Here is a 25,561-nt window from a genome sequence, read left to right on the forward strand (position 1 = left end):
TTTAAGCCCATGACAAAAAAAACGGCACTTGTCCCCAAGGAACTGCTTATCCCATTCATATTGATCACCTCATTGTTTGCACTTTGGGGTTTTGCCAATGACATCACCAATCCCATGGTGGCAGCGTTCAAGCGGGTTTTGGAGCTGAACAACACACAAGCTTCTTGGGTACAATTGGCATTTTATGGTGGTTATTTTACCATGGCACTGCCTGCGGCTTTTTTCATCAAAAAATACTCCTACAAAACAGGCGTATTATTAGGCTTAGGCCTTTATGCTTTTGGAGCTTGCCTGTTTTATCCTGCAGCGGCTTGGGAAAGCTATGGCTTTTTTCTTGCCTCACTTTACATTCTGACTTTTGGTTTGGCCTTCTTGGAAACTACCGCCAACCCGTACATTCTCTCCATGGGACCGAAAGCTACGGCGACACAGCGGTTGAATCTGGCCCAGGCATTTAATCCAATGGGCGCTTTGGCTGGACTATTTGTAGCAAAAACTTTTATACTCAACGCACTGCAATCCAACAATGTGGATGCAAGTGGAAACATTATTTTCGATGGCTTAGATGAGGTAGCAAAAGCTGCTATTCGAACCAATGATCTGATGGTCATCCGAAATCCCTATGTTATTCTCGGACTGGTAGTCATTGCAATATTTGCAGTGATAGCGATGGTGAAAATGCCGGAAAGTAAAGATTCCTCGGGCAAAATTGACTTTAGCGCAACGATGAAGCGATTGCTCAAAAACCGCAATTTCGTCGAAGGCACCTTTGCGCAAATGTTCTATGTCGGTGCTCAAATCATGGTCTGGACCTACATCTACCAGTATGCCGAATCGATCGGCATCAGCACCTATGATGCAGTCAACTATGCCTATGCTTCGCTGGGAATTTTTCTCCTTGGACGGTGGATTTGCACCTTTTTGATGCGGATTGTGGAGCCCAGAAAGTTACTGGCACTTTTCAGTGTACTTGCCATAATTTTCACGTTGGGGGCAATTTTCCTTACCGGATTGACCGGACTATACAGCTTGGTTGCGATCAGTTTTGCCATGTCGCTGATGTTTCCGACGATCTATGGGGTGGCATTGGAGGGTTTGGGCGAAGATTCCAAATTTGCCGCGGCTTACCTCGTGATGGCCATTGTAGGCGGAGCGATCATGCCCACGCTTCAGGGGATGATTTTGGACTGGGGAGGAAAAGGCTACACCGATATATTGATTCTGGGAGTTCCGGAGGTAAATTTTTCATTCGTTTTGCCCCTGTTTTGCTTCCTGATGGTGTTATTGTTTGCAGTGAGGGTTAAAAGAGTTGGGGAGTTGGGGAGTTAGGGAGTCACATCTTCAATATTCGGTGTTCGTCATTCGATGTTCATTATTACAGAATTGAAAAATTGGAAGATTGGAAGATTCACTAATTCAACATTCGGTATTCGGCGTTCATTATTTTAATTTCGAACGCCGAATGTCGAATAATGAATTTTGAATTTTAAAAAAACATGCAAACCTACCTCCTCATTTGCGACCTCAAAGACGAACCTGAAGCGATTCAGGCATACATCGACTGCCATAAAGCAGTAGCACCGGAAATCTTGGAAAGCATCCGAGAGGCTGGAGTGCTCCAAATGAGTATTTACCGCTGGGGCAACAGACTCAGTATGATACTGGTGGGTGATGAAAACTTTAGCTTTGAGCGGAAAGCTGAACTTGACAATGCCAATCCAAAAGTTCAGGAATGGGAGGCCTTCCTCGGACAATACCAGACCAATCTCCCCGGCACACCGGCAAATTGGAGATGGGCTGTGACGGAGAAAATTTTTGAATTCAAGGTTTGAAAAGGTTATTGGTTGATTAAGTTATTGGAGAATAGCTAAGTCAGTCAATGTAGTTTTCATTCTTCAACCGCTATTTAAACGATTCGGATTGGATGACCATGTATCGCCTTTTTTCACGATAAATTGGATTATCGTACAATTCAATTAGACGATACTTTGAATTAAATTCATGCACAACGACTTTTTAATCATTCTATGTCACCCTTTCAGGGTTCTACCCCATTTGATCATTTATTTTCTACAATAGTTACACCCCTTCGGGGTTATTCTTTGAGAGAAAATTCTTGTAAGATCGATTCAGGGTTAATCCCAAAGGGATGAAATTATTATAGTTATTTGATTGAATTAGGCCCCAAAATCCCGAAGGGATGGTATTATTGAATCTATTCAAAAGATGTTTCTGATCCTTTCCGCTGTAGTGGGAAATAGCCAATCCTAGAAACAAACCCTGACTTTATTCGGCTACGTTCAGATTCTTTTATACTTTCCAAAATATAGAATTATCACGACGGTACGGAGATATTTAGAAATCTTAGCATAGGAATCTGTGAAAATCTGTGCATTTTTCTGTGATAATCTGTGGGAACAAAAAATCAAACTATGAAAAAACCAATCCTAACCCTCCTATTTAGCATTTTCTCACTGATGGCATTCCCCCAAAACCACACCCTTCCCCTTTGGAACGGCACTCCTCCCCTCCAAACCGATATGGCTTTGGAAGAAGAAATCCGGCAGGAAGGAATCATCCGAATCGCTAATGTTCAAATTCCGACCATCGAAGTTTATCTTCCAGCCAAACAGATTGCTACAGGTAAAGCTGTGGTCATTTTTCCCGGAGGAGGCTATGGAATCCTGGCATATGACTGGGAAGGTACTGACTTTGCCAAGTGGCTCAATGCTCAGGGAATTGCAGGAATTGTCGTCAAATACAGACTTCCAATTTCGAAATCGCTAACCGATCCCAAAGAAGTTCCACTCATGGATGCGAAACGAGCGATCCGGCTGGTCAGGCAAAATGCAGTTGCCTGGAATATCGACCCAGCAAAGGTGGGAATTATGGGCTTCTCCGCCGGTGGACATTTAGCTTCGACCCTGAGTACCCAATACAATCATGAAGTAAATCGGCCTAAAGATTCCATCGATGCGCTTTCAGCCCGCCCTGACTTTTCTGTTTTGGTATATCCGGTGATCACATTTCAGGATGATGCAGTGCATGGAGGTTCGCGAAAGAATCTTATCGGAGATAATGCCTCCCAAGAATTGAAAGATCGCTTTTCAGGACAACTCAATGTGAATGCAGAAACTCCTCCCACTTTTCTGGTTCATGCACAGGATGACAAGGGCGTTCCAATTGAAAACTCATTACTCTATTATAAAGCACTTCATAAAAACGGTGTGAAAGCTTCGCTCCACATCTACCCCTCAGGTGGACATGGTTTTGCTTTCGGTTTGGGAAAAGGTGCCGTGGAAGGCTGGAGAGAGGTGCTGCTGGCGTGGATGAAGGAGACTGTTCAGTAGGCAGTTTTCAGTGGGCAGGTATCGTCACTGCGAACGAGGCACGAGTGAAGCAGTCTCCAAATGGAAAAGATTGCTTCGTGACAAAAAAATCCAATTTATGTCTCAGTTCTTATAATGTCACTCGCAATGATGCCAAGAGAATGGGTAAATAGAAAGCAGTAAGATGTCACAATAGACAGTATTTGAATTAGTGTTTGGCATCAAAGTCCGAACCAATAAACTATTAACTCTTAACGATTAACTAGCAGACATGCCCATTAAAGTAATCGCATTCGACGCTGACGATGCTATTTGGGTGAATGAATCGTTTTTTCGCTAAGCGAAGGAATAAAAATTCCAAAATTTAAAATATCAATTTTCCAGCTTTAGCATTTCTTAAAAAGTACTTCTCTCAGCTTCAAGAATTCAACCCTTTTTTCAGATTTTAAAGTCAATTATCGTAACAGTTTGGCTAAGGTACCACTGGATTTTTTAGATTTTTATTTTACCCCTAGTTTCAAATGAATTTCTGAAATGAAGTTAAAAAGTCAAAAAAAATAACCGCCGAAAATAATTCCGACGGCTATCCATGTTCAATAGGTTTTAGTGTTAAGTTTTACTTCTTTATTAATCGTTCGGTCATCACCAGGTATCCGATCTTCACCTGAACCATATACATGCCCGGAGCCAATCCATTCAAGTTAAGGGTTTGGATGAAAGTCCCTTCACGGTAAATACTATCCTGAATTACCATTCGGCCAATTGCATCAAACACCCTGATTTCGACAGCTGCTCCTTCATCCAAATCTACCAACATCTTGGTTTCGTTTTGGGCAGGGTTTGGAAACAGGATGATTTGATTTGGTCCTATTTCTCTTGAAAGTTGGATTTCCTTGCTAATCGTCTGTCCCGCTCTGTCAGTACTCATTACCTGCACGGAGAATGTTGCCGGTACATTGCTTCCTCTCCAGATCAATTGATCTCCATTCACTTCAACTTGCTCATTTTCTACCAAGCTGTAGGTATGGATATCGTCGGTAGGATCGATGGTGCTGAGCGTTCCTATGAGAGTACCACTGGTAGCATTTTTCACAACTTTCTGATTGCTTAGCGTGATATCAAGCGCTTTTGGCTTGTCTTGAACCAAAACCTGAAGAGAAATTGGTTCATCCAACTCGAAGAACTCATTGTCAACCAAATCTGCTTTCAATTCATAGAAACCTGGGATCAATGGATCGTAGGTGCTTGCATCCAATGTTAATGTAAGCTCTTTACCTTCAAACCAATTAGGGCTTTGCGATTCTAGCTTTTTCTTGATCGTCTCAAAAGGAGTGTTCCAATCTACTGTGATAAGTTCGGCAGATACACGCTTGTTTCCTTTCTTCACTTCATGAATCACAATGGAACCTCCACCTAGGATAGTGGCATCATCCGCATTATCGTCAGCCCCTAAACCATTATCATACAATACTCCATTACTTCCCCAAATCTTGATTCGGAATTTATCAGGTTCCTTTCCACCGTTCCACTGCCCGTCAATAGCAGTGATTGTGAATCGATATCCGCTGACTCCGTTGACAGTTCCGTCTCCCCGGTATGTTGCTTTCTTACCAGAGATTACCAAAGTACCTGCTTCATGTAGGGTAGATTTGAAGCTCAAGTTTCCTGCATTAAACTGGAATTCAGTATTTCCATCGACCTTGTTAGAGCCTTTTCTATATTTTGAAACAAATCCAAAATTTGCCTTTCCAACAGTGGTAGTTCCGACCAGTGCCCCTTCTGGAGAATTAATCCAGCCTCCACCGGTGACAAAACTTCCATTAGGATCATAAACAGGCAAGTAGGCTATGGATTCTGAACATCCGTTTCCAACCATGGCCGTTACCTTGTACACATTTAAACTTAGGCCTGAAACTGTAATTGTTGCAGTTCCATCGGCACCAGTCTTCGAACTTCCAAATAAGACATCGTCTAAATAGAAGCTAACCAGTACTCCCTCAATTGCAGGGCTAACTGTAGCTGAAAGAATGGCATCATTACCTACTTGAACAGGTTCACTACTGGCAGACGCATCAATTGAAACCCCTACAACCGTAAGAATGCCCTTTTCAAACTCAAGCTCATAGTTTAGAGCTGTTAAGCCAGAAGGAAGTATATCATATTGATCTGCACAAGAATTGATATCAGCCCCAGTGGTAAAGATCAACGTTCCACCCAATACCTCATCTGTTTCATCTCCTACAAAACCATCAAAAGTGACAGTGAAAGGTGGATTTTCCTGACCTGAGAACTTGGTTTCGTTATTAGCAGTGATAGTTAGAGGAGCCTTGTTGACATTAATCTGAACAGTCTTGCTCGCCGCATTGTAGTTGTCAGTCGCCGCTGCATCTACTCTGAGGTTCTGTGAAAGACCTGCATTCAATAATGTTCCTGTGTCTGGTGTATAGCTCAGGGTTCCTGGAGCACTCGCTCCCATCGTGGAAGAACCTGCCACTGTCGCATTTAACTGCGTGCCGCTGAGCAAGGTGCCGTAGGTGATGTCAGCCGGATTATCCCAAGTAATGGTCTGGTTTGCTTTGAGGACATTGATCTGAACGGTCTTGTTCGCCGCATTGTAGTTGTCAGTCGCCGCTGCATCTACTCTGAGGTTCTGTGAAGGACCTGCATTCAATAATGTTCCTGTGTCTGGTGTATAGCTCAGGGCTCCAGGTGCACTTGCTCCAGCAGTGGAAGACCCTGCAACTGTCGCATTCAACTGCGTGCCGCTGAGCAAGGTGCCATAAACGATGTCCGCAGGGTTGGCCCAAGTGATGGTCTGGTTAGCTTTAAGGACATTGATCTGAACGGTCTTGCTCGCCGCATTGTAGTTGTCGGTCGCTGCAGCATCTACTCTGAGGTTCTGTGAAAGACCTGCATTCAATAATGTGCCTGTGTCTGGTGTATAGCTCAGGGTTCCTGGAGCACTCGCTCCCATCGTGGAAGAACCTGCCACTGTCGCATTTAACTGCGTGCCGCTGAGCAATGTGCCGTAGGTGATGTCAGCCGGATTATCCCAAGTGATGGTCTGGTTAGCTTTAAGGACATTGATCTGAACGGTCTTGCTCGCCGCATTGTAGTTGTCAGTCGCTGCAGCATCTACTCTGAGGTTCTGTGAAAGACCTGCATTCAATAATGTTCCTGCGGCAGGTGTATAGCTCAGGGTTCCAGGTGCACTTGCTCCCGTAGTGGAAGACCCTGCAACTGTCGCATTCAACTGTGTGCCGCTGAGCAAGGTGCCGTAGGTGATGTCAGCCGGATTCTCCCAAGTGATGGTCTGATTAGCTTTAAGGACATTGATCTGAACGGTCTTGCTCGCCGCATTGTAGTTGTCAGTAGCCGCAGCATCTACTCTGAGATTCTGTGAAGAACCTGCATTCAATAATGTTCCTGCAGCAGGTGTATAGCTCAGGGCTCCAGGTGCACTTGCTCCCGTCGTGGAAGACCCTGCTACTGTCGCATTCAACTGTGTGCCGCTAAGCAAGGTGCCGTAGGTGATGTCCGCTGGATTCTCCCAAGTGATGGTCTGGTTAGCTTTAAGGACATTGATCTGAACGGTCTTGCTCGCCGCATTGTAGTTGTCCGTCGCAGCAGCATCTACTCTGAGGTTCTGTGAAGAACCTGCATTCAATAATGTTCCTGCAGCAGGTGTATAGCTCAGGGCTCCAGGTGCACTTGCTCCCGTCGTGGAAGACCCTGCAACTGTCGCATTCAACTGCGTGCCGCTGAGCAAGGTGCCATAAACGATGTCCGCAGGGTTGGCCCAAGTGATGGTCTGGTTAGCTTTATTAACAGTTAAGCCAGCACCATTAGATTCTACTATTGTCTGACATCCTGTTATTTTAACGCGATAGCTTCTTCCCGATAAAGCAACAGGTGGTTTCGATAAGGTAAGCTTATCTGTCGTCACTCCCGAATATACCCCTCCATTAGAAAGTGATGTCCATATCCCATTATTAAATTCTTCCCATTGAAAAGATGAAACGTCGCCAGTTCCGTCAACTGTAAACTCAACATCATTTCCGTAAATGATCGTTGCACTTGCCGGCTGACCTGTTATTGAAGGAACTGTACAAGTTGTGGTTCCTCCTCCAGTGCCACCACCAGTGCCACCACCAGTGCTATTACAGTCACCTTCTATTCCAATACATGCATTAAACAAAGGATTAATTTCCCCTTCTCCGGGTAATTCTTGTTCTACCTCACCATCCAAACTTGGAGCGGCGTTACTAGTCATGGATGTATTTTGAATTTCCCATTGTCCAGTACAGGCTTCAAAAATCACTTTGCCTGTGGTGGGAATTGCCAATTTGTCAAATGATGAGGCTGGAATATCAAAATGTAACTGCTCCCAACGGACAGTGGCATTGGATGCTACCTCCATGATGGGTGAAAAAGCACCCCTGAGCGTCACACCATTTCCATTGATGGTTACATTTTTGTTAATGGTCAGATAAACCGACGTAAGCATTACCTCTCTGACATCAGAGAAGGTAATGACATCTCCGCTTTGGGCTTGTTCCAAGGCATTTCTTAAACTTCCTGCGCCGCTGTCATTTCCATTTGTGACCGTTATTGTTTTGGCAAATGTTGCCTGACCTATTAGGCAGAGTAAAAAGAGTAAAAGTGTTTTCATATCAATTTAAATTGGTTTTATACTGTAGGTATGGAAGTTTTCCAGCCGAAAGAAGTGAGTCTTTACCAGTTGGTTTCTCCAAATTGATCTTATCCGGTATTGCTTCAATTCGCTTTTCGAAAATGTAATACACAATCAGAATGACAATCAGGATGGCAGTAATCCAAATGATCGGTGTCCAATCTATTTTTCTCATACCTGTTTTCGGTTGGAAAAATTATCATCCGACGAAGAAGTAAGTAATCAGATGACGAACAAAATTTTTAAGGCGACAAAATACTGACAAGTGTATTTGAAAAGCTTAAAAAGACCGGACAAAGACCGGACATAGGAAAAATAAAAAGTTTATAATCAATTACTTATCAAGTAAAAAAGCTTTGCACTCCTTCGCGAACTTCGTGGCTAAAAAATTTTGGGAAAACGCCCAAGCAGTGAATCAAATACCCGCAATATACTCATCGAGATTGGTGTCGGGATCGAGTTGCAGCCGCTGCCGTAGCCGTTGCCGGGTTTTGTGTACACTGTCCACAGAGATACCCAGCATGGCAGCCATTTGTTTGCTACTTAATTCCAAGCGGGTGAGAGCGGCCATCCGCTGCTCAGCTACGGTGATATCAACCGCATTAGCTTTGAGCTTCTGGAAAAAAGTAGGGTAAATTTTATCAAAAAGTGATTTGAATTTGAACCAGTCATCTTCTGTAAGTATGGTTTGATGACTTAGTTCAGCAATTAGCTCTTGTTGTTCAGAGGATTGGATAGTGCCATTCAGCTGTTCCTCCAGCCTTTCGATTAGGTTGGTCTTCTCAATAATATGACTGGTAAAGTTATTGATTTGCTCCTTGGCGGATTGAATTTCCTGCTCCATCCGTAATTTTTCACTTTCTGCCTTCTCCAATGCCAACTTGTTTTTCAAACGCCCCCTATTTATAATTAAGAAAACGATTATCGAAACGGCCACAATAGCCGCCATCAAACCGTTTCTGTTCATTAGCTCCTTCTGTTTTTCCTTATTTATTTTTTGAATTCTATACCTACTTTCTTCACTTGTTAATCGGGCTTTGGAAATTTCCAGACTACTCGTAGCCACTTCTTTTTCCAAGGAATCATTCAAAGCTATAAATCGATCATTATAAAAAAATGCACTGTCATACATACCCATTGACCTGTATATTTCATTAAGGGTATAATATGTGTCACGTAGGTATTGGCCGTTTGGCCAAAGTTTCAAAAGTTGAAGCGCTTCCTTTGCCTCGGCTAAAGCAGCAACCTTATTTCCCCTCGCTAAATTTGACTTGGCCATCCATTGCGAGGCATTTGCTGCTTCGTTAAACCCGCTATCATACAAACTGAATTGGTAATCGGTTTTGAACAGGGTATAAGCGGAGTCATAGTTAGTTTGCGCGTAGAGGATCTTTCCTATATTGCCCAATACTTTCGCTTCTAAAACCGAATCCAAATTATCTACGGCTAGTTGAAGAGCCTCTTGCAGGTAATTCATTGCAGAATCATATCCATTCTTTCTAATAAAGCTGCTTCCGATTGTATTAAACGCCCTTATTTTATATTTGTAGGGATCGACATACTCCTGTTCATAGTTGAGTGATTTCCACGCTGCAATTCCCTTTTTTGCATAACTGATCGACTCGTCATATTCCCTTACCTGATACAATAATTCAGCAAGTTCAGTGTATACAGGAGGCTCAAGAGCATAATTAATTTTTTCGAAAAGATCCACCCCATTTTTGGAGTACATCACTGCCCAAGCTGTCTCTCCAAATTGAAGTATTCGACGAGCAGAATAAAAATTGACCCAACCAATGAGATGTTCATCTTCGGTTTGGTATGCTGCATCAAGTGCATTTGCGTAAAGTTGCATTAATTGTTCCTTAATGGGAATCAGCGGTGCCGCTTTACGATCTTTAAACTTGTCCAATCCGGCAAATTTTGCGTAGATAACTTCTGCCTTGACCATGCAAAAATAGGTTCTGAAGAAGTAACCCTTTCCAGTTGGGGACCTCTCCAGGGAATCCAAAAACTGAATCGTACGAATACTGTCTGATTCAATTAATTGTTTTATCAAGCTTCCAAGGCTATTTACCTCGGTTAATTTGTTCTTACTTAATTCGACGGCCCACTTTTCCACCTCAAGTCCTAGCTTATCCGGTTCCTGTGCGGTTACAGAAAGAGAAGTTCCTGTAAAAAGTAAAATCAAAAAACAAATTTGGGTAAATTGATTTCCAAGCTTTTCCATGAATACTGTAAAAATAATAAAGAAATCAAAACTAGCCATAACGTTTTCCTGCATTTTCCGGTGAAAGCCAGAAAGATAACATCTGGATAATAATCAAGAATGGTGTAGGAATAAAGCCAATGCAACCAACATATAGAATGGAGTGTTTTAATTATAACCTAGTATCAAAACATGACATGGCGGCCATTGTTTACTTCAATCTTCAGACGAAGTCAACAGACTATAGTCAATAACATGGCGATTTTCCAGAAATTCAAATACATTTCACACTGATGTGGTCCGTGGACCGTCAGCCGTTGACAAAAAAAAATATGCCTATCAAAGTAATCGCATTCGATGCCGACGACACCCTGTGGGTGAATGAACCCTTTTTTCGCGAAGCTGAGGAAAAGTTTGCCTCACTTCTGGAGGACTTTATGCCACAGCATGCAATCATGAAGGAATTGTATCGAACCGAGATCGACAATCTTGGAATTTACGGCTACGGAATCAAAGGCTTTATGCTTTCTATGATCGAGACTGCCATGCGGATTTCTGATCACAAGATGCCGATTCGGATCATTGAGAAAATTATCACGATTGGTCAGGAAATGCTGCAGAAACCCGTTGACTTACTACCAGGAGTAGAAGAAGTTTTGAAATCTCTCAATGGAGACTATCGAATCGTGATGGCTACCAAGGGTGATTTGGTGGATCAAGAGCGAAAACTGAAGATATCCGGACTAGAGAAGCATTTCCACCACATCGAAATCATGAGTGAAAAGCGGGTCAGCGATTATGATAAACTTATCCGTCATTTGGATATTGATCCTTCAGAGTTTTTGATGCTGGGCAACAGCCTAAAATCGGACATTCTACCTGTTTTGGAGTTGGGAGGATATGGCATTCACATTCCGTTTCACATCACTTGGGCTCATGAAATGGTGGAGCATGAGGTAGAACATGAGCGGTTTTTTAAGCTGGAGCACATTGGGGAGGCGGCGGAATTGATTAGGAAAATTCAATAAGCGAACCTTTTCAATTTTTCTTACCTTTATTTAGCAAGTTTAAAAACACTCTTTCAGATGACTGTCAAGCAAATACATAAAATAAAAGGTGATCAACTCATTATTGATTTGCCAGAAAGCCTCAAATCTTCCGGAAAAGAGGTTTTGGTGACAATTGAGGATACAACAACCATCCAAGAAAAAAAAATAGCGTTGATGAAGAAAGCCGCTAAAGATCCAATTTTTTTAAAGGATCTTGAGGATATCAAATCTGATTTCGAGAGTATCGATTTCGAATAAAAATGACTTTTAGAAAATGGTCCATTTATCTTGCAAACTTAGACCCTTTTGTTGGATCGGAACAAGGTAAAACTAGACCTGTTCTAATCATAAGTGAGGACTTTTTTAACTAACTACTAAACGTGGTAAACGTCATACCACTCACCACCCAGAAAAAAGGTAGATTAATTTACCCCAATGAAGTCTTGGTGAAAAGTGAATTTTCCAGCCTTCCAAATACCTCTATTGCGTTGGTTCATCAAATTAGAACAATTGACAAAAAGAGATTGATAAAAGAATTGGGACGACTCAACACAGAGCAGGTAAAAGATAATATCCTAGACGCCTTTCGTTTTCAATTTGGCCTTTAGGAGCCTAATATTTTTCAGTAAACATCAATTCTCCAACACCTGCTTCTCTTCAAGCAAGACCTTCCTCAGCTTTTCATAATCCAAATCCTGAACGGCGATTCCCTCATCGATAGCCAAAGAAGCCGCTGCGGCAGCGCTTTGTCCCAAAATCATAAAAACAGGCTCCATCCGGATTGAGCCAAATGCGGTATGCGAACTCGATACACATACTGGAACCAAGAGATTGCTGCACTCCTCCTTTTTAGGAACTAATGTCCCATAGGAAATCGAATAAGGCTGCTTGGGATGCACGCCGATGTCGCCTTCATTTTGGACAAATCCTCCCGGTGTCACAAAACGCTGCGTATTGTGAGAATCCAAGGAATAGGAACCCATACCGACAGGTTGAGGTACTGCTTTGGCGCCAAGGACATCATGCTCGGTCATCACATAGGCACCGATCATTCGTCTTGCCTCACGCACATAGATTTGATGTGGCCAGTTGTCGTTATCAGTGAATTCATCCTTGGCTAGGCCATAGTTTGCCATTTCCTTTCGGACATCTTCAGGCACTTGTGGATCATTGGAAAGGAAATACATCAGGCCTTTTTGGTAGTCCTCATGCTCATTGATGATTTCAGTTCGGCGTTCATAGCTCGCCTCTGGATAATCATAGTTTTTGCCGATATAGTCCGTGCTAAATGGGCCGTGGTTATTGGTGTCAGTTTTCAGGTTGGGGATGGGATCATACTTTTCAAAAGTCTGATTCCAACCTGCTGCATATACCCGCGCAAGCAATTCATATCTGGCAGGATCATAGTTTGCTGGCTTCGCAAAAGGTACCCGATTGTCAGGATTTCGGCTCAAGGCCATTCGGAAATTGTAGGCTTGAAGGAGCTTGTCCCCATCCCCATTTTTACCAGGAGGATTGGGAGAAATCTCAGGCAACAAACCGCTGGATGGATCACCCGGAATCTTGTAAGCACTGATTGAATCTCGGAAGTAGTGCCGATGCTGATACACCCCAACCTGCACCCCGTTCCAGGTTTCGTCATACATTGAATTGCCTTCCCGACCAACATGGTAACTGACTCCGGCAGCTGCCATCAAATCCCCTTCGTAAGTGGCATCTATGAAGACTTTGCCTCGATAGATTTTTCCTGATAAAGTTCGAAAAGACGTGATTTCCCCATTTTCTTTGACTACTCCTCCCTCACGGTCCAACCATTCATTCCGATGAATTTCAAGTTGATTTTCTTTCACAAAATCCTCAAAAACCCGCTCTGCGGCATGTGGTTCAAAAATCCACATGGTTCGATTTTCCCCATCAATGGCAGGAGTTCCCTGACCTTTGTTGCCGTATTCTTCGCGCTTTTGCCACTTCCAAGCCGAATCCTGTTCGTAGTGCAAGTAAAGCCGATGATAAAACTCCCGGGCCAATCCACCGATCACTGCTTTATTTCCGGTATCGGTAAAACCCAACCCGCCGGATGAAAGTCCACCAAGATGTCGATCAGGAGAAACAACAATCACGGACTTCCCCATTTTCTTCGCCTGGACCGCGGCCGTTATCCCTGCGGAAGTGCCTCCGTAGATAATGATGTCGGCTTCGAAGTGATCTTTCTGTTTTGTGGTGCATGAAAAGATCAGTATGCTTAATAAAAGTGGGAAAAATAAGCGCATAGGAAGGTTGGGTTGGTTATTGAGTTATTGAGTTATTGGTGCTGAAGTCTTGTGTTTAAAATAAAATCTAAACTTTTAACAATGAAGTGAGTGAAGACACTCACTTCGGCAACGAAGTATGAATGGTTACTGGGTTTCTAAAGTCTTGTGTCTTTAATCTTGGATCTAAAATGTGATTGATGACATACACATTGGCAGAAGAAAATACTCATGATTTACAAGAGCTTATAAGGACGATTGAATGCTTCTTGCCTCACTTTGAAATATATCGCAAGCTTCCTGATTACTTCTTTGGACAAACCCTTTTTATAATTTAAAATATCAGAAACATAGCCTTTGCTAATTCCTAGGATAGTTGTTAAATCCTGAGCTTTTAAATTATGATCCTTCAAAAAAGAGTGAAGCAAACTAATGGGATCATTTTCATGAAAAGTATTACCGTTTTCATCATACTTCTCGATTAAAAGTGTGAGTAAGTCAATTTCATCCTGAACTTGTTCTATTTCTTGCTCTCTTAGCAAGTTTTCAAGTTGAATGCAATATTCCTTGTACTGATCGGCATTCTTAATGACTTTGTATTTAATCGAAGTAGTTTCCATTTTAATAAATATTGATTGTATACTGTACACCCTGATTGCAAATCTTGTCGTACTCAGCATGTGTTCCTATCCAACAAACAAATAAATGAACTTGCTTTGCACCGAAGAAATATTTGCAGATCAATCTGAAATTATTCCCACCAATATCAAATATCACCCGATTACTACTATGGCCTAAAAGGTCAGCGGAGTTGAAGGTTTTCTTAATATCACTTGGATTTTCCCAGTTGGAAAACTTTATCTTATCTACCCATTCCACCAATGAAGCTTTACTTCTCGGGTGATGTTGAGTAAACTCTTCTAAAGTTTGCTTTTTGATCAGATGAACTTTCATTCGATACCAAATATAATCACTATAGTTCACAAAATGTGAACATTATTAAATAATAAAAACCCAATCACCAACTGGAATCGGTAAGAAAGGTGCTGTAAACTCACCAAAGAATTGATATTTTCTGCACTATTTCAATCAACTAATATCTTCTCTATTTGGAATTTTCGAGAAATACGAATGAAGGCACTCATATTGGCAGTGGAAAATGAGCTAAAATCATCCTGACGGATAGATCCGAATGTCTTAATTCTTGGTTCTTGAGTCTAGTGTCTAAAATCTTGAATCTACTATTTCGAAAAATCTTCCGATTCCTGATTCAATACTTCATCAGTTAATGAACTTCCCGAATTAACCACAATACGATACCTAAACGTCACCAATTCCCCGTCTTTCAATTTAAAGTTCAACACTTCCTTACCGTTGCTCAGTGCCTTTTGTCCCAAGGTATTTGCGGCAAAAAGCCCATAACCTCGAGCATGCCAATAGGTTGGATAGCCAGGATTTTTTGGATGATCCACTATAGCCAGCGAAACTTTTTCATCGTTGATTTCTCCCGATAGATTCACCCATTTGCCACGTGTTCCCCATACATCATCCCCTTCGATTCCTTCGCTGCTTCGGTACATTCCAGAGACACCTTCATTATTCAGAGTAGGGACAGTAGTGGCAATTCCATTTGCATCCGTAAACAGCTCAGGCTTGTTGCTTGGATGCTCCAACTCCCGTGCAACCCGGATTCCCAGCATTCCTTCTTTATTGTCTGTGAAAGAAATATCCTGTCCATGGGCCTTAAGCGTGGTAATACGGTCTATGACACGCTTTTCCCCTACCGAACTAAAAATAAAACGGGTGGTCTCCTTCAATAAAATCCTCCCGTCCTGTGCGATCCAATCAGCTGCCACTTCCAATTCTGCTCCTTCCCGGCTTTCTTTGGTTCCCAAAATATCTGTGTGGACGATGGAACCATAGCCACTCTTTTTCTCGACAGGAATGGCATCAGAATTATTCCAAAAGTCCAGCCCATTTACATCTCCATAATTAAACCAAAGGCCAATATGATGGGGATGATCCACACGCTCTCCCGGCCTTGGATCTAAGGGAAAACCCCTCGTCAGATCATTTCCCTTAGCAGATTTAATGGGATAAAGAACAGGTTTGGCAATCGATTCAGGATACAGGTATGCCGTAAAAAGCGCACCATTTACTAAGACTTCCACTTTCTTTTCGGCATCGTTTCTTACTAAAGTGACTGCACTTTTTTGATCCATGGAATTATCGGAATTAGCTGCATTTTCGCCTGAACAGCCGGAAATGGCCGAAGACATCAAAACTAAACCGGTCCAAAGACCGGCTTTAAGTTGATTCATCATAGTAGATAGGATTAATATTGAAATACTTTACCACCTGCCAGTACTTCCTGCTTTTCCTCATCGAAGGTCACAAACTGGCCGGTTCGCAATGCAGCAGTAGTCATGATATTGGCGATGGAATGATTATATCCTGCCATCACGTCTGCATTTGGCTTTTTGCGGGACCTGACGCATTCCATCCAATTGCGCATGTGTGCTGAGGTCATGTCGTCGGCACCGGTATTGGCTCCTGTTTCCACTTGGACAGCTTCGCCCAAAGCCATTTCAGGAAGCATGTTTTCCTTTAGCCCCATTCCTCTGGCTTGATTCGCACTGAGTCCTCCATTGGGAGATATCCGATTCGTATCCAGATTGAGTTCGCCTCCATTGGAGTAATAAATCTCCTTGGTACCCCCTGCCGAATTGGTAAATCGGGAAGAATAAATTACTTGGAAGCCTTTGCTTGAGTCATTGAGCGGACCATAATCAAAGACAGCCGTCATGGTATCAAAATTTTGTCGACCGTCTTTCCAAAGGTAAATGCCCCCATTGGCTGCTACGCTTCGGGGATGCGGCAAGTCAGTAAACCAGTGCACCGTATCGATCTGATGCGCCATCCACTGTCCCGGAATACCGGAAGAATAGGGCCAGAACAGGCGGAATTCCAGGTATTTCCGCGGATCCCATTCCGTCTTGGGCCGGTTCATCTGATAGCGATCCCAGTCTGTATCTTCTTTCCGAATTTGACTGACTAGATCTGCTCGCCTCCACCTGCCGGGTTGATTGACATTCCATGTCATTTCCACAGCCACGATATCTCCAAATTTTCCCGCTTTGATAAAGTCATGCGCCTGATGATAATTGAGACCGCTTCGGCGCTGTGAACCTACCTGCACGATTTTTCCAGTACGGAGCACCGCTTCTTTGGCAGCACGGTTGTCAGCCATGGTTTCGGCAAAGGGCTTTTCCACATAGGCATCTCTTCCGGCCTCCACCGATTCCTTGCAATGAAGTGCATGCTGAAAATCTGCTGTACTGATAATCACCGCATCCACATCTTTTCTATCATAGAGTTCATCATTATTTCGGGCGGTTGCTAGGGTCAAGCCGGTTTTATCTTTGACAAAAGCCACCGCTTCGTCCCGTCTTCTACTCCAGATATCCGAAACTGCGGTAAACTGAAAATTCATTTCCTTGGCATGAATCTGCATGGCAGGAACCAAGGCTCCCCGGCAGCGGTCTGAGAATCCGACGATGCCTACATTGACCCGGTCATTGGCACCGATGATGCGACTGTAACTTTTTGGAGAAAAGGCCATGGCCCCAAAGCTGAGACCGGCTGTGGTGAGGGCTGATTTTTTGAGAAAGTCTCTTCTGGATTGATCGTTGTTCATGGAATGATGGGTTTGTTGTTTTATTTGTCCGATGTCCGATTTCGGATGTCGGATGTTCGGAATTTGATATTCGAAATTCAGAATTTGAGATTCGAAACTCAATATTTTCCGAATCCTCACTGATTCACTATTTACAAAATAACTATTAACTATTATTTCCTACTACTACCCTTTGGACTGAGCTACAAGCGCATTGAACAACTCAAGCTGCTCCTTCAGTGCCACAACCCGATCTGTAGGTTGAGACCGTGCTTCCATCAGTATCCAGCCTTCGTAATTCATTCCACCAAAGAGCCTGAACAGCTCTGGGTAGGGATAATCCCCGATATTGAATTCCCGGACGTGAACCGTATCACCAAACCATTTTTTAACACTGTGAAAATTGGCTTCCAAGCCGGGGGGTAGTAAATCTTCCGGATTACAGTTCCAGCAGATCTTGACATTCGGTTCGGTCACCTGATCAAAAATCGCTTTCATCACCGGCAATTCTTGGGTCAGATGTCCGTGAACTTCCACGCGGATCAGCTGCCCGTAATCTTGGGCAAATTTCCCGACCTCATTAAAGGAAGTTGCAATCTGAGCAATGGTCTTTTCCTTGGGAATTCCCTCGGGAAGCGTATTGGGCTTGACTTTGATTCCGGTAGAACCGATATCGTGACAAAGCTTAATGTAGGCTTTCGTTCCTTCAATATTCTCTTTGAGTTTGGCAGGATCAGGGCTGTGGTATTCGTAGTTACTACCATATCCGAGACAAGTCACGGTGCTATCTGCAAAGCGCTTTTTAACTTCCTCACGCTGGGAAGGGCTCAGGTTGATTTCCACCGCATGGGCATGCTGAGTACGGAGTTCTACACCCAAAACCCCCGATTTTTCACAGTTTGCGATCAAGGTGGGAAGATCCCAATCTTTGGCCCACTCGTAGGTGACAAGGCCAAATTTCATTCCTGACATTTTCCCATTGGGAAAAGCCGGAAGATGGGGAAGTGCTACGAAACCCACTCCGGCAGCAATTGATTTCAGAAGAAAGTTTCTTCTGGACAAGTCCTTTTCAATCATACACTTAATGATACCAATAAAAATGCGGACATGAGTCCTGAAAGGGGCTTAATCTTCGGAAACGATTGAGGAGAAATTGAAGTAGATGAAGGCCTAGAATGGAGTAAGTTTAATTTAAGATTTGGTTTTCGGTATCAATTAGCTCAAAATTTCAAAATAAAAAAAGGAGTGAAAGCTGACCATTTTAAGCTCTATGACCACTTTACCCGACAACAAACGACTACAATCGAATACAAACGACTAGCTACCGACTTCTTTTTTGGCCTCTCCCCAACTTTGGTCCATCAGTTATCCTCTAGCGGAAATTGTTAATCAAATCTTTCACACTTAACATTTTAAAATCATGAACACGCTAAGAAACAAAGTTCAGCTCATCGGTAACCTGGGTGCCAAAGTAGAATTGAAAACCCTCGAGTCCGGCAAAGTCGTAGGTCACGTCACCATTGCAACGAATGAATCCTACAAAAACCAAAACGGTGAAAAGGTCACCGAAACCACCTGGCACAACCTGGTCATCTGGGGCAAGCAGGCAGAAATTCTGGCCAAGTACACTGACAAGGGTTCGGAAGTAGGCGTCGAAGGCAAGCTCACAAATCGCACTTACACCGATAAAAATGGTGAGAAAAAATACTTCACCGAAGTTGTCGTCAATGACTTTCTTTTGATGGGATCGCCAAAGTCAAAAAAAGCTGAGGCCGATATGCCGTTTTAAATGCTTTTAGTATCCTCGTTCAAAACCAAGCCCTTTCGGTCCAGAATCGAAAGGGCTTTTTGGGTTTATTCCAATTGGTTCGATACTCTGGTGCAAGTCTCCAGACCTGCCTCGCCGTCAGGCAAGCTTGAACCAACCTAAATGAAGTCTCCCGACAAACAAAAGTTCGACACCCTTCGGGCCTGCCTGCCGGCAAAGGCAGGGTCGAACCTTTCAATAACCCTAGGTGAAACCTAGGGAAATGGCGGTCAAAATGATGGTGGTCAACCCCGAAGTGGGTTGAACTTACAAGAGGTATTTCTCATCAAATTCAATTTCATATTCCTTCAAAAGTTGCTTGAATTCATCCAAAAAAGAGATTTTTAGATGGTGTTCCTCCTGATTTTTAATGTAGTTGATCAGCCGTTCTTTTGCTTTAATGGATTCTGTAAAAGCTCCGTAGCCATCCTGCCAGCCTTTAAAGTTGGGGAAAAAACCTTCTCCATAAATAAATTCATCCGCGGCCAATTTGATGTCCTTGACCAAAGTAGAAATCGCAATCGTCGGATGTATATGGGTCAAAATATGAAGGTGATCTTCTACCCCATTGATGCGATAGAGGTGGCAGTTTTTGTTGGTAAGGAGATTGTGGATGTAGGCAAATAGCCTCTTTTTTTGGTCAGGAACTATGGTTGGTTCCCGGTGCTTGGTGGAGAAAACTAGGTGGTAGATTAGTTGTGTGTGCGTTGCCATAAAAAAGAATTTAGTGAAAAAAGGATAAAGGAATTTCGGGAAATTGATTTGTAAAGGCAATTGCGGACTTAAAAAAGTTCGACACCCTTCGGGGTCGGGGGGATAGTCACACCTGATTTATTATCCACGGGTTGCACCCGCGGCTATTGAGAAGTTAGACCCCGTTCGGGGTCGGGAATCTGACAGTTTGAAATCGAAACAAAAGTGCGAATTGATAAAACAATGATCGGGAAAATTAACGATCCTGAAAGGATCGAACCTTTCAATAGCCCTAGGTGAAACCTAGGGAAAAGTGTAAACGACAACGAGGACGACAACCCTGAAAGGGTTGAACTTGAGGGAAATGGAATTACAAATTACAAAAGATAGAAAGAGAAGATGCAATCTCACGCTTTGTGAGGGCAACAAGGTATTGAAGACTTTTAGTCAATTTTTGAAAAATCTATTCGGCCTATTTATTTTACTTTCAGCGAAATTTCATCAAAATAAACCGTTCCGGTAGTCAATGATGGAAAATATAAATTTACTTTAATAAAATCTGCATCAGCAGGAAAATCATCTAAAGTGGCCCTAACAAGCGTCCAATCGAAACTACCCTGCAAATTTAAACTCACGCCGGCAGAGCCATTTCGATCACTTGCAGGATAGGCCCGAAATGCGACTCCCACTCTGCCCTCAGTCCTATTCTTGACATTAACCCCCTTAATGAATGCTGTCAGCTCAACACTACTTCCCGGGCTAGGCATAGGTCCAGAATAAGTTTGTGTCCAATTTCCAATGGGAGAGATCAAACTATCCAGATTTTCGATAAACAAGGATCGATTTCCAGTCATAAACACCTCATTGCTCACGCCTATTTCGATATCCCCCAATTGGGAGTTTGTCCATGGAAAGACCGAATCAGGATAGAAGGATAGATTGGAATTCGTTAATAATTCTGTCCCTGACGGAAGGATGTCATCACCAGTACAAGCTACCAGCAGAAGGAATAAGATCGATTTAAAAGCAACTTTTTTAACCATAATTTCTGATCAGTTTCACCGATGATAATTACTAAAATGGCAATTATTGTTTAAAAATCAATGAATTAGGTAGAGGAGAAATGATATGCACCGTCCCTAAGGGACTCCCAAAACCAGATCTTATCCTTTTTCCCAGCCGTTAAAACGGCTGGCAAGGATATGGGTCGTCGCTACACGACTATAAAATATTGTCTTCATAGACTTATTTTAGTTAGAAAAAATGCCGTAGGCATGACCGATCAGCTAGCCAGCCAATTCATTGGCTGGATTAGAGGTTAAGATGTTTTGGAAAATGCCGTAGGCATGGACGATAGAATTTCAGAGAAAAATGGAATTACAAATTCCAAAAAATATTAGGGTAGGATAAGCCGTAAGGAAACAAACCAGCGGATTGTTTTAGGCTTAGGCCAGCATGTAGGGTAGGCAAATTACACCCAGCGTCAACAGAACTTCAAAGCTAAAAGACAATAGACTACGCCGAGATGTAGGATTAAAGTCTATTCTTTAATTCTTCCAATCCATCGAAATAATCTTTTAATCTTGGATTGTCCTCATCTTCATTAACGGCATCATAAACATTTGAAATTATGTACAGCAATAATGAAATTACTTTAAAGCTTTTTGTTTCATCATTCATTTCCATATCCTCACCGTGAAGAATTCTGTTTCTACTGAAAATCTTTGGATGTTCTAAAGCCTCCGAAAAATTAGCTCCAAAATATTCTTCTCTCTTTAGTGGAGATAACATTAGATGATGAAGTCCTTCTTTTCCCGACTGCTGAATTTCTTCTAACCAAGATTGGGGATTCTTCTTTTTTACTTTTGAAAACAATTCTTTGCTTGTAAGTTCTCGAAAAATCCCATCTATCTGCGGTAATAAAACTGATATTGAAGATATATAATCTTTTGATCTATGATGTTTAAATGATTTTTTTAATGCTTCAATTCTATGCGGGAACCTTTGAATTGCAAGTTTTTCAATAGAAAAAATATTTTGTCTAAGAATTTCTATATTGGATTCATCTGAGAAGATTGATTCATCTAGATCACCTTGTATATTTATTTTTATATAATTGTTTATAAACCAACCGTTTTCTATTAATCTCTCACTAACCAATTGAAATTTTGGCCAGATATTCTCAAACATTAATGCCATCATACCATAAGCTAATCCATTTGAAAACTCATTTGCATTTTCCTCGCTTAAATCTGGGAAAACCTTTTGAATATTAAATAATTTTTCTAATACTCCTTCTAAATATTTTTTCTCCAAATGCTCGTTTATTTCTTTTCGTTCTTTCCAAATTTTTAAAAATAATTTAGGCGAAAGATAAACTATGTATAAAAAACCCCAAATACTTATTACTATCCTGCCTATCATTGAAAGATTTTTTAGATATCTCTCATAGCCCTCCAAATAAATATTCTTCAAATAAAGAAAAAATATTTTACCTACAGAATATTTTTTAAAACCAATTGTAGACATAGAAATTTAAATGATTTCAATCCCATCAATCTCCCCCATCACTCTCTCCGTTTCGGTCAATGCTTTGATGATTCGTTGATAATGCATAATATCCTCAAAATCCAGGATTCTTCCTTTGCGGTCTTTGAGCCATTTTTGGGCGGGTTGGTAGCCGCCGATGTAGAAGTTCCAGGCGACTTCAGGGACGGAATCGAAGTATTGATCGGAGTTGATGTAGACGCGGCCGGTGGCTAAACCTGTCAGGTCTTCGAGACCTGACAGGTTTTCGAAACGAATCTTCTCCACCTCATTCTCGCCACCCACGGGATATTGGGTGATGAACTGAGCCAGTGTGGGGCTTTCCATCAGGTGAAGCTGTCGGAGTTCGCCGCCGAGGGCGACTAATTTCCAAAACATATCCGCATCCGTCGGATAGGGCACTCTCGGGAAGTCGATCTTCAAAAACTCCTTATACGTCTCCCGATAGGTCGGGGAATGCAACACAGCATAGATGTAATCCAACAAATCTATCGGTGCAAAACTCCCATCAGCTTCGGACTTCTCTGATTCAAATGTCAACCCCAAACCCTTCGCAATCTGATCTACGATTTCCATATTCAGATTGGGCGTTCGGGTAACCTGATTTAATAGGCTTAACTGACTGTTTACTGGATTAATACAATATAATGGGAAAGAAACTCCTCCTCCTCTGTAATAGAAGTTAAAGTCTGTCATCTTCTTCGTAATGAAACATAGGTTCCACTCCATATTTCCAACTACATGACCTTGCCTCCCAATAATTAATCCAATGTTGGAGTGGAGATTATAGTGATCCATCACTTTTCTGACAGTTCTCCAAACTAGCTTATCTTCATAAAAGATGAATTTGTCATCAAATGGTCTATACGAGTAATCCTTTATAAATTTCTCTAGGTTTTTTTCATTTTTTATGTTGTCATATCCTTCAAGAATACTCCACCCCTCTTTCTTCTTTACATTGAATTTTGAATGTAATAGATCTTCATTTCTTTCAGTATTCTGAAAATCACTATACATTTTTAATAGCTCTTTACTTGTATCTTTTACAACGAAAGAATCATGAGCAGTTGTTAGCCCATTTCCATTAATTAAAAAAAGATCATTGCAAATGAAGCCGGCTGAATATTGGTCTTCTAAACTGAAGTCCTTTTTTAATAAATAAAAATACGGACTTGAGGGACTTACTTCTTCCAATGAAATTGAGTTCAAACTATTGGAATTTAAAAAATCATACTTATCATTTCTTAATCCATACACACTAAATGAATATGCTTTCCCTAAATCAATTTCCTTTTTCAAACCTGTTTTAATAAAAAAATTAATTGAAACGCCCTGTTGAATATCAAATACATTTTCGTCTTTACTTCCATCAATGGCGGTTTCTTTTTTCTTTGCATTCCCGTGTAAATTAATGGTATAGATTTTATCAAAAGTCTTTAACAGATTCCATCGCATTCCTCGGAATGTTGGATTATCCAAAAACCCATGAGGATTAATAAATGCTAGGATGCCACTTCCGTTTTTCTCAATAAAGTACTGTCCATAGCGGATAAACTTGACATAATCATCATTTATCCATTTTGGATTTCGCTCTTTTAGTTTCTCTTTTCCTCCGGGTTCTTTTTTGTAGTCCTCCATCAAGTTCATGATCCACTCCCCTTTGTTAGAGCTTTCACCTGAATAAGGCGGATTTCCAGCCACGATCATCACCGGTGCATCCCGCTTGATCTGATTCGCTTCGGAGGCTTCGGCGGATAGCCAGTTGGCAAAAAGGGTTCCGGTATCCTTGTGGTATTCCTCCAGAGAATTGGTAAGGTAGATGCGGAAACGCTGGTTTTTTGTGCCCGAATAGCCAGTTTGCTTCAGCAGAAGATCAAGTTTCAAGTGCGCCATGGCATAGGAAGCCATCAGGAGTTCAAAGCCGTTGATGCGGGGAAGCAGGTGATTTTCCACATAGCTGTTCCAGAGTCCCTGCTGTCCTTTCATCTTGTCATAGATCTGCTGGATTGCCTCCGCCACAAAGGTACCCGTGCCTGTGGCCGGATCGAGGAATTGCACCCGATGCACTTCCTGCTCGACTTCCCGCATGCCTCCTGCAAATCGCTTGTCATGCGTGGGAATGGGAACTTTGATTTTGGTCTTGGATGTATCGGCCAATCCCATCGGCAAGTCGAATTCGGTGATCAGAATCTCGTCCACGGCACGGATGATAAAGTTCACCACGGGGTGGGGAGTGTACCATACCCCGCGCTGCTTGCGAAGCTTGGGATCGTATTGGGTCAGAAAATCCTCATAGAAGTGTATGATGGGATCTTCCATCTTGGTGGCCTTGCCGAAGTTCTTGAGGATGGCCTGCACATCTGCCGCACGGAAGATATCAGCCAAGGCATCCACGATCCAGGTGATCCGCTCATCAAGGTCGTACCCTGCGATGTATTGGAAAAGCTTTCGCAGGAAGGGATTGGACTTGGGGATGAGTTCGGCCGCTTCCTGTCTGCTGAAAGTATCCAGCGAAGTATCGTACAGTCGCGCCGCAAACATCCCGTAAGCGATGGTTTGCGCATAGACATCAGAAAACTGCTTGGGCGTAATGTCGTGAATGAGGATTTCTTTGAAGGCGGACATCTGCTCCTTCAGTGTAGAGTTGTCCTGATGCTCTACGTCGCTTTCGAGTGCTGCCTCGATCACATTGGCGAGGAGTCGGGCTTTTCCAGCCATCATCTCAGCGAGCTTTTTGGAGCTCTTGATCGTCTGTCCGATGTGGGTGGTGAACTCTTTGATCAGAAGTTCGAAAGCCGGGAAGTTGTGGGGAAGCGGAAGGATTTTGCCCTGATCCACCACGCCGATACGGATGGAAGTGGCGAGTTCCCCATTTCGATAATAGAAAAACTCCAGGTAATCGGTAAAGATCAGATTGTCCAGCGAACCCTTGTATCGGTCGAATTGCTCTTTGTTTCCGGTCTTTTTGGCTCCGGTGAGGTCAGCATCTCCGATGTCTTTAGCCTCGATGTAGCCGACGGGAATTCCTTTTTTATTGGTCAGAATGTAATCCGGCGCACCGCAGGCCTGTCGCTTGGGTTCGTTGGTGGCGGAGACATCTGGAACGAGGGATTCGAGGAGATTTTGGAGATCACCCCTAAAGGTATGCTCGGTGGCATTGCCGAGACGATAGCGGGTATTAAGGGAATGGAGGTAATCGGCTGTGGTCATGAAAAAAGGGTTGTATATACAAGTGAGTGCGGGCCTGTCTGCCGACAAGCAGACACTCACTTGGGCGACCCTCACTCAATCGGCTATTTAAAACTGAAT

General features: G+C 42.6%; 19 protein-coding genes and 1 pseudogene. 7 read left to right on the plus strand and 13 right to left on the minus strand.

Translation table 11 applies throughout. The features are described 5' to 3' along the window. Positions 1 to 9: 9 nt before the first annotated feature. The 3 genes from fucP (at position 10) to Q8M62_RS00225 (ending at position 3,350) form a co-directional block, all read left to right on the plus strand. Positions 10 to 1,329, plus strand: a complete 1,320-nt coding sequence (fucP, locus tag Q8M62_RS00215) for an L-fucose:H+ symporter permease (protein ID WP_304899435.1) — start codon at positions 10 to 12, stop codon at positions 1,327 to 1,329. Between the two features lie 167 nt (positions 1,330 to 1,496). Next, complete coding sequence (locus Q8M62_RS00220) at positions 1,497 to 1,832, plus strand: L-rhamnose mutarotase (RefSeq protein WP_304899434.1); 336 nt, start codon at positions 1,497 to 1,499, stop codon at positions 1,830 to 1,832. A gap of 600 nt (positions 1,833 to 2,432) precedes the next feature. Then, a complete protein-coding gene (locus Q8M62_RS00225; protein WP_304899433.1) occupies positions 2,433 to 3,350 on the plus strand; it encodes an alpha/beta hydrolase in 918 nt (305 codons plus the stop codon). 595 nt (positions 3,351 to 3,945) lie between these two features. Here Q8M62_RS00225 and Q8M62_RS00230 read toward each other — a convergent pair. From Q8M62_RS00230 to Q8M62_RS00240, 3 genes are all read right to left on the minus strand, one after another. After that, positions 3,946 to 8,001, minus strand: a complete 4,056-nt coding sequence (locus Q8M62_RS00230) for an MBG domain-containing protein (RefSeq protein ID WP_305667990.1) — start codon at positions 7,999 to 8,001, stop codon at positions 3,946 to 3,948. Between the two features lies 1 nt (position 8,002). Next, positions 8,003 to 8,197, minus strand: a complete 195-nt coding sequence (locus Q8M62_RS00235; protein WP_304900153.1) for a hypothetical protein — start codon at positions 8,195 to 8,197, stop codon at positions 8,003 to 8,005. Positions 8,198 to 8,437: 240 nt separating this feature from the next. Beyond that, positions 8,438 to 10,291, minus strand: coding sequence for a tetratricopeptide repeat protein (locus Q8M62_RS00240; RefSeq protein ID WP_304900152.1), 1,854 nt, complete (start codon positions 10,289 to 10,291; stop codon positions 8,438 to 8,440). Positions 10,292 to 10,563: 272 nt separating this feature from the next. Here Q8M62_RS00240 and Q8M62_RS00245 point away from each other — a divergent pair, with 272 nt between their 5' ends. From Q8M62_RS00245 to Q8M62_RS00255, 3 genes and pseudogenes are all read left to right on the plus strand, one after another. Then, positions 10,564 to 11,259, plus strand: a complete 696-nt coding sequence (locus tag Q8M62_RS00245; RefSeq protein ID WP_304900151.1) for an HAD family hydrolase — start codon at positions 10,564 to 10,566, stop codon at positions 11,257 to 11,259. Between the two features lie 57 nt (positions 11,260 to 11,316). Continuing rightward, positions 11,317 to 11,538, plus strand: coding sequence for a hypothetical protein (locus Q8M62_RS00250; protein WP_304900150.1), 222 nt, complete (start codon positions 11,317 to 11,319; stop codon positions 11,536 to 11,538). 2 nt (positions 11,539 to 11,540) lie between these two features. Further along, a pseudogene (locus tag Q8M62_RS00255) lies at positions 11,541 to 11,888 on the plus strand (type II toxin-antitoxin system PemK/MazF family toxin). 24 nt (positions 11,889 to 11,912) lie between these two features. Here Q8M62_RS00255 and Q8M62_RS00260 read toward each other — a convergent pair. The 6 genes from Q8M62_RS00260 to Q8M62_RS00285 all read right to left on the minus strand — a co-directional run bounded on the left by Q8M62_RS00260 (position 11,913) and on the right by Q8M62_RS00285 (position 18,282). Continuing rightward, positions 11,913 to 13,550, minus strand: a complete 1,638-nt coding sequence (locus Q8M62_RS00260; RefSeq protein WP_304900149.1) for an FAD-dependent oxidoreductase — start codon at positions 13,548 to 13,550, stop codon at positions 11,913 to 11,915. Between the two features lie 215 nt (positions 13,551 to 13,765). Then, a complete protein-coding gene (locus Q8M62_RS00265; RefSeq protein WP_304900148.1) occupies positions 13,766 to 14,149 on the minus strand; it encodes a type II toxin-antitoxin system HigA family antitoxin in 384 nt (127 codons plus the stop codon). A gap of 1 nt (position 14,150) precedes the next feature. Further along, positions 14,151 to 14,483, minus strand: coding sequence for a type II toxin-antitoxin system HigB family toxin (locus Q8M62_RS00270; RefSeq protein WP_304900147.1), 333 nt, complete (start codon positions 14,481 to 14,483; stop codon positions 14,151 to 14,153). Positions 14,484 to 14,770: 287 nt separating this feature from the next. After that, positions 14,771 to 15,853, minus strand: a complete 1,083-nt coding sequence (locus Q8M62_RS00275; protein WP_304900146.1) for a PmoA family protein — start codon at positions 15,851 to 15,853, stop codon at positions 14,771 to 14,773. An 11-nt stretch (positions 15,854 to 15,864) separates the two neighbouring features. Further along, entirely contained in the window at positions 15,865 to 17,226 is a 1,362-nt protein-coding gene (locus Q8M62_RS00280) for a Gfo/Idh/MocA family oxidoreductase (protein ID WP_304900145.1), read from the minus strand. 165 nt (positions 17,227 to 17,391) lie between these two features. Continuing rightward, positions 17,392 to 18,282 (minus strand): sugar phosphate isomerase/epimerase, encoded by an 891-nt coding sequence (locus Q8M62_RS00285; protein ID WP_304900144.1) that lies wholly within the window; start codon positions 18,280 to 18,282, stop codon positions 17,392 to 17,394. A 343-nt stretch (positions 18,283 to 18,625) separates the two neighbouring features. Here Q8M62_RS00285 and Q8M62_RS00290 point away from each other — a divergent pair, with 343 nt between their 5' ends. Further along, positions 18,626 to 18,994, plus strand: a complete 369-nt coding sequence (locus Q8M62_RS00290; RefSeq protein WP_092729394.1) for a single-stranded DNA-binding protein — start codon at positions 18,626 to 18,628, stop codon at positions 18,992 to 18,994. A gap of 285 nt (positions 18,995 to 19,279) precedes the next feature. Here Q8M62_RS00290 and tnpA read toward each other — a convergent pair whose 3' ends face one another. From tnpA to Q8M62_RS00310, 4 genes are all read right to left on the minus strand, one after another. Continuing rightward, positions 19,280 to 19,726 (minus strand): IS200/IS605 family transposase, encoded by a 447-nt coding sequence (gene tnpA / locus Q8M62_RS00295; RefSeq protein ID WP_304900143.1) that lies wholly within the window; start codon positions 19,724 to 19,726, stop codon positions 19,280 to 19,282. A 455-nt stretch (positions 19,727 to 20,181) separates the two neighbouring features. Next, entirely contained in the window at positions 20,182 to 20,748 is a 567-nt protein-coding gene (locus tag Q8M62_RS00300) for a hypothetical protein (protein ID WP_304900142.1), read from the minus strand. Positions 20,749 to 21,238: 490 nt separating this feature from the next. Further along, positions 21,239 to 22,234, minus strand: a complete 996-nt coding sequence (locus Q8M62_RS00305; RefSeq protein ID WP_304900141.1) for a hypothetical protein — start codon at positions 22,232 to 22,234, stop codon at positions 21,239 to 21,241. 6 nt (positions 22,235 to 22,240) lie between these two features. Continuing rightward, a complete protein-coding gene (locus tag Q8M62_RS00310) occupies positions 22,241 to 25,462 on the minus strand; it encodes a type ISP restriction/modification enzyme (protein ID WP_304900140.1) in 3,222 nt (1,073 codons plus the stop codon). Positions 25,463 to 25,561: the final 99 nt, after the last annotated feature.

Source organism: Algoriphagus sp. (assembly GCF_030694375.1).
In the GTDB taxonomy this organism is placed as follows: Bacteria; Bacteroidota; Bacteroidia; order Cytophagales; family Cyclobacteriaceae; genus Algoriphagus.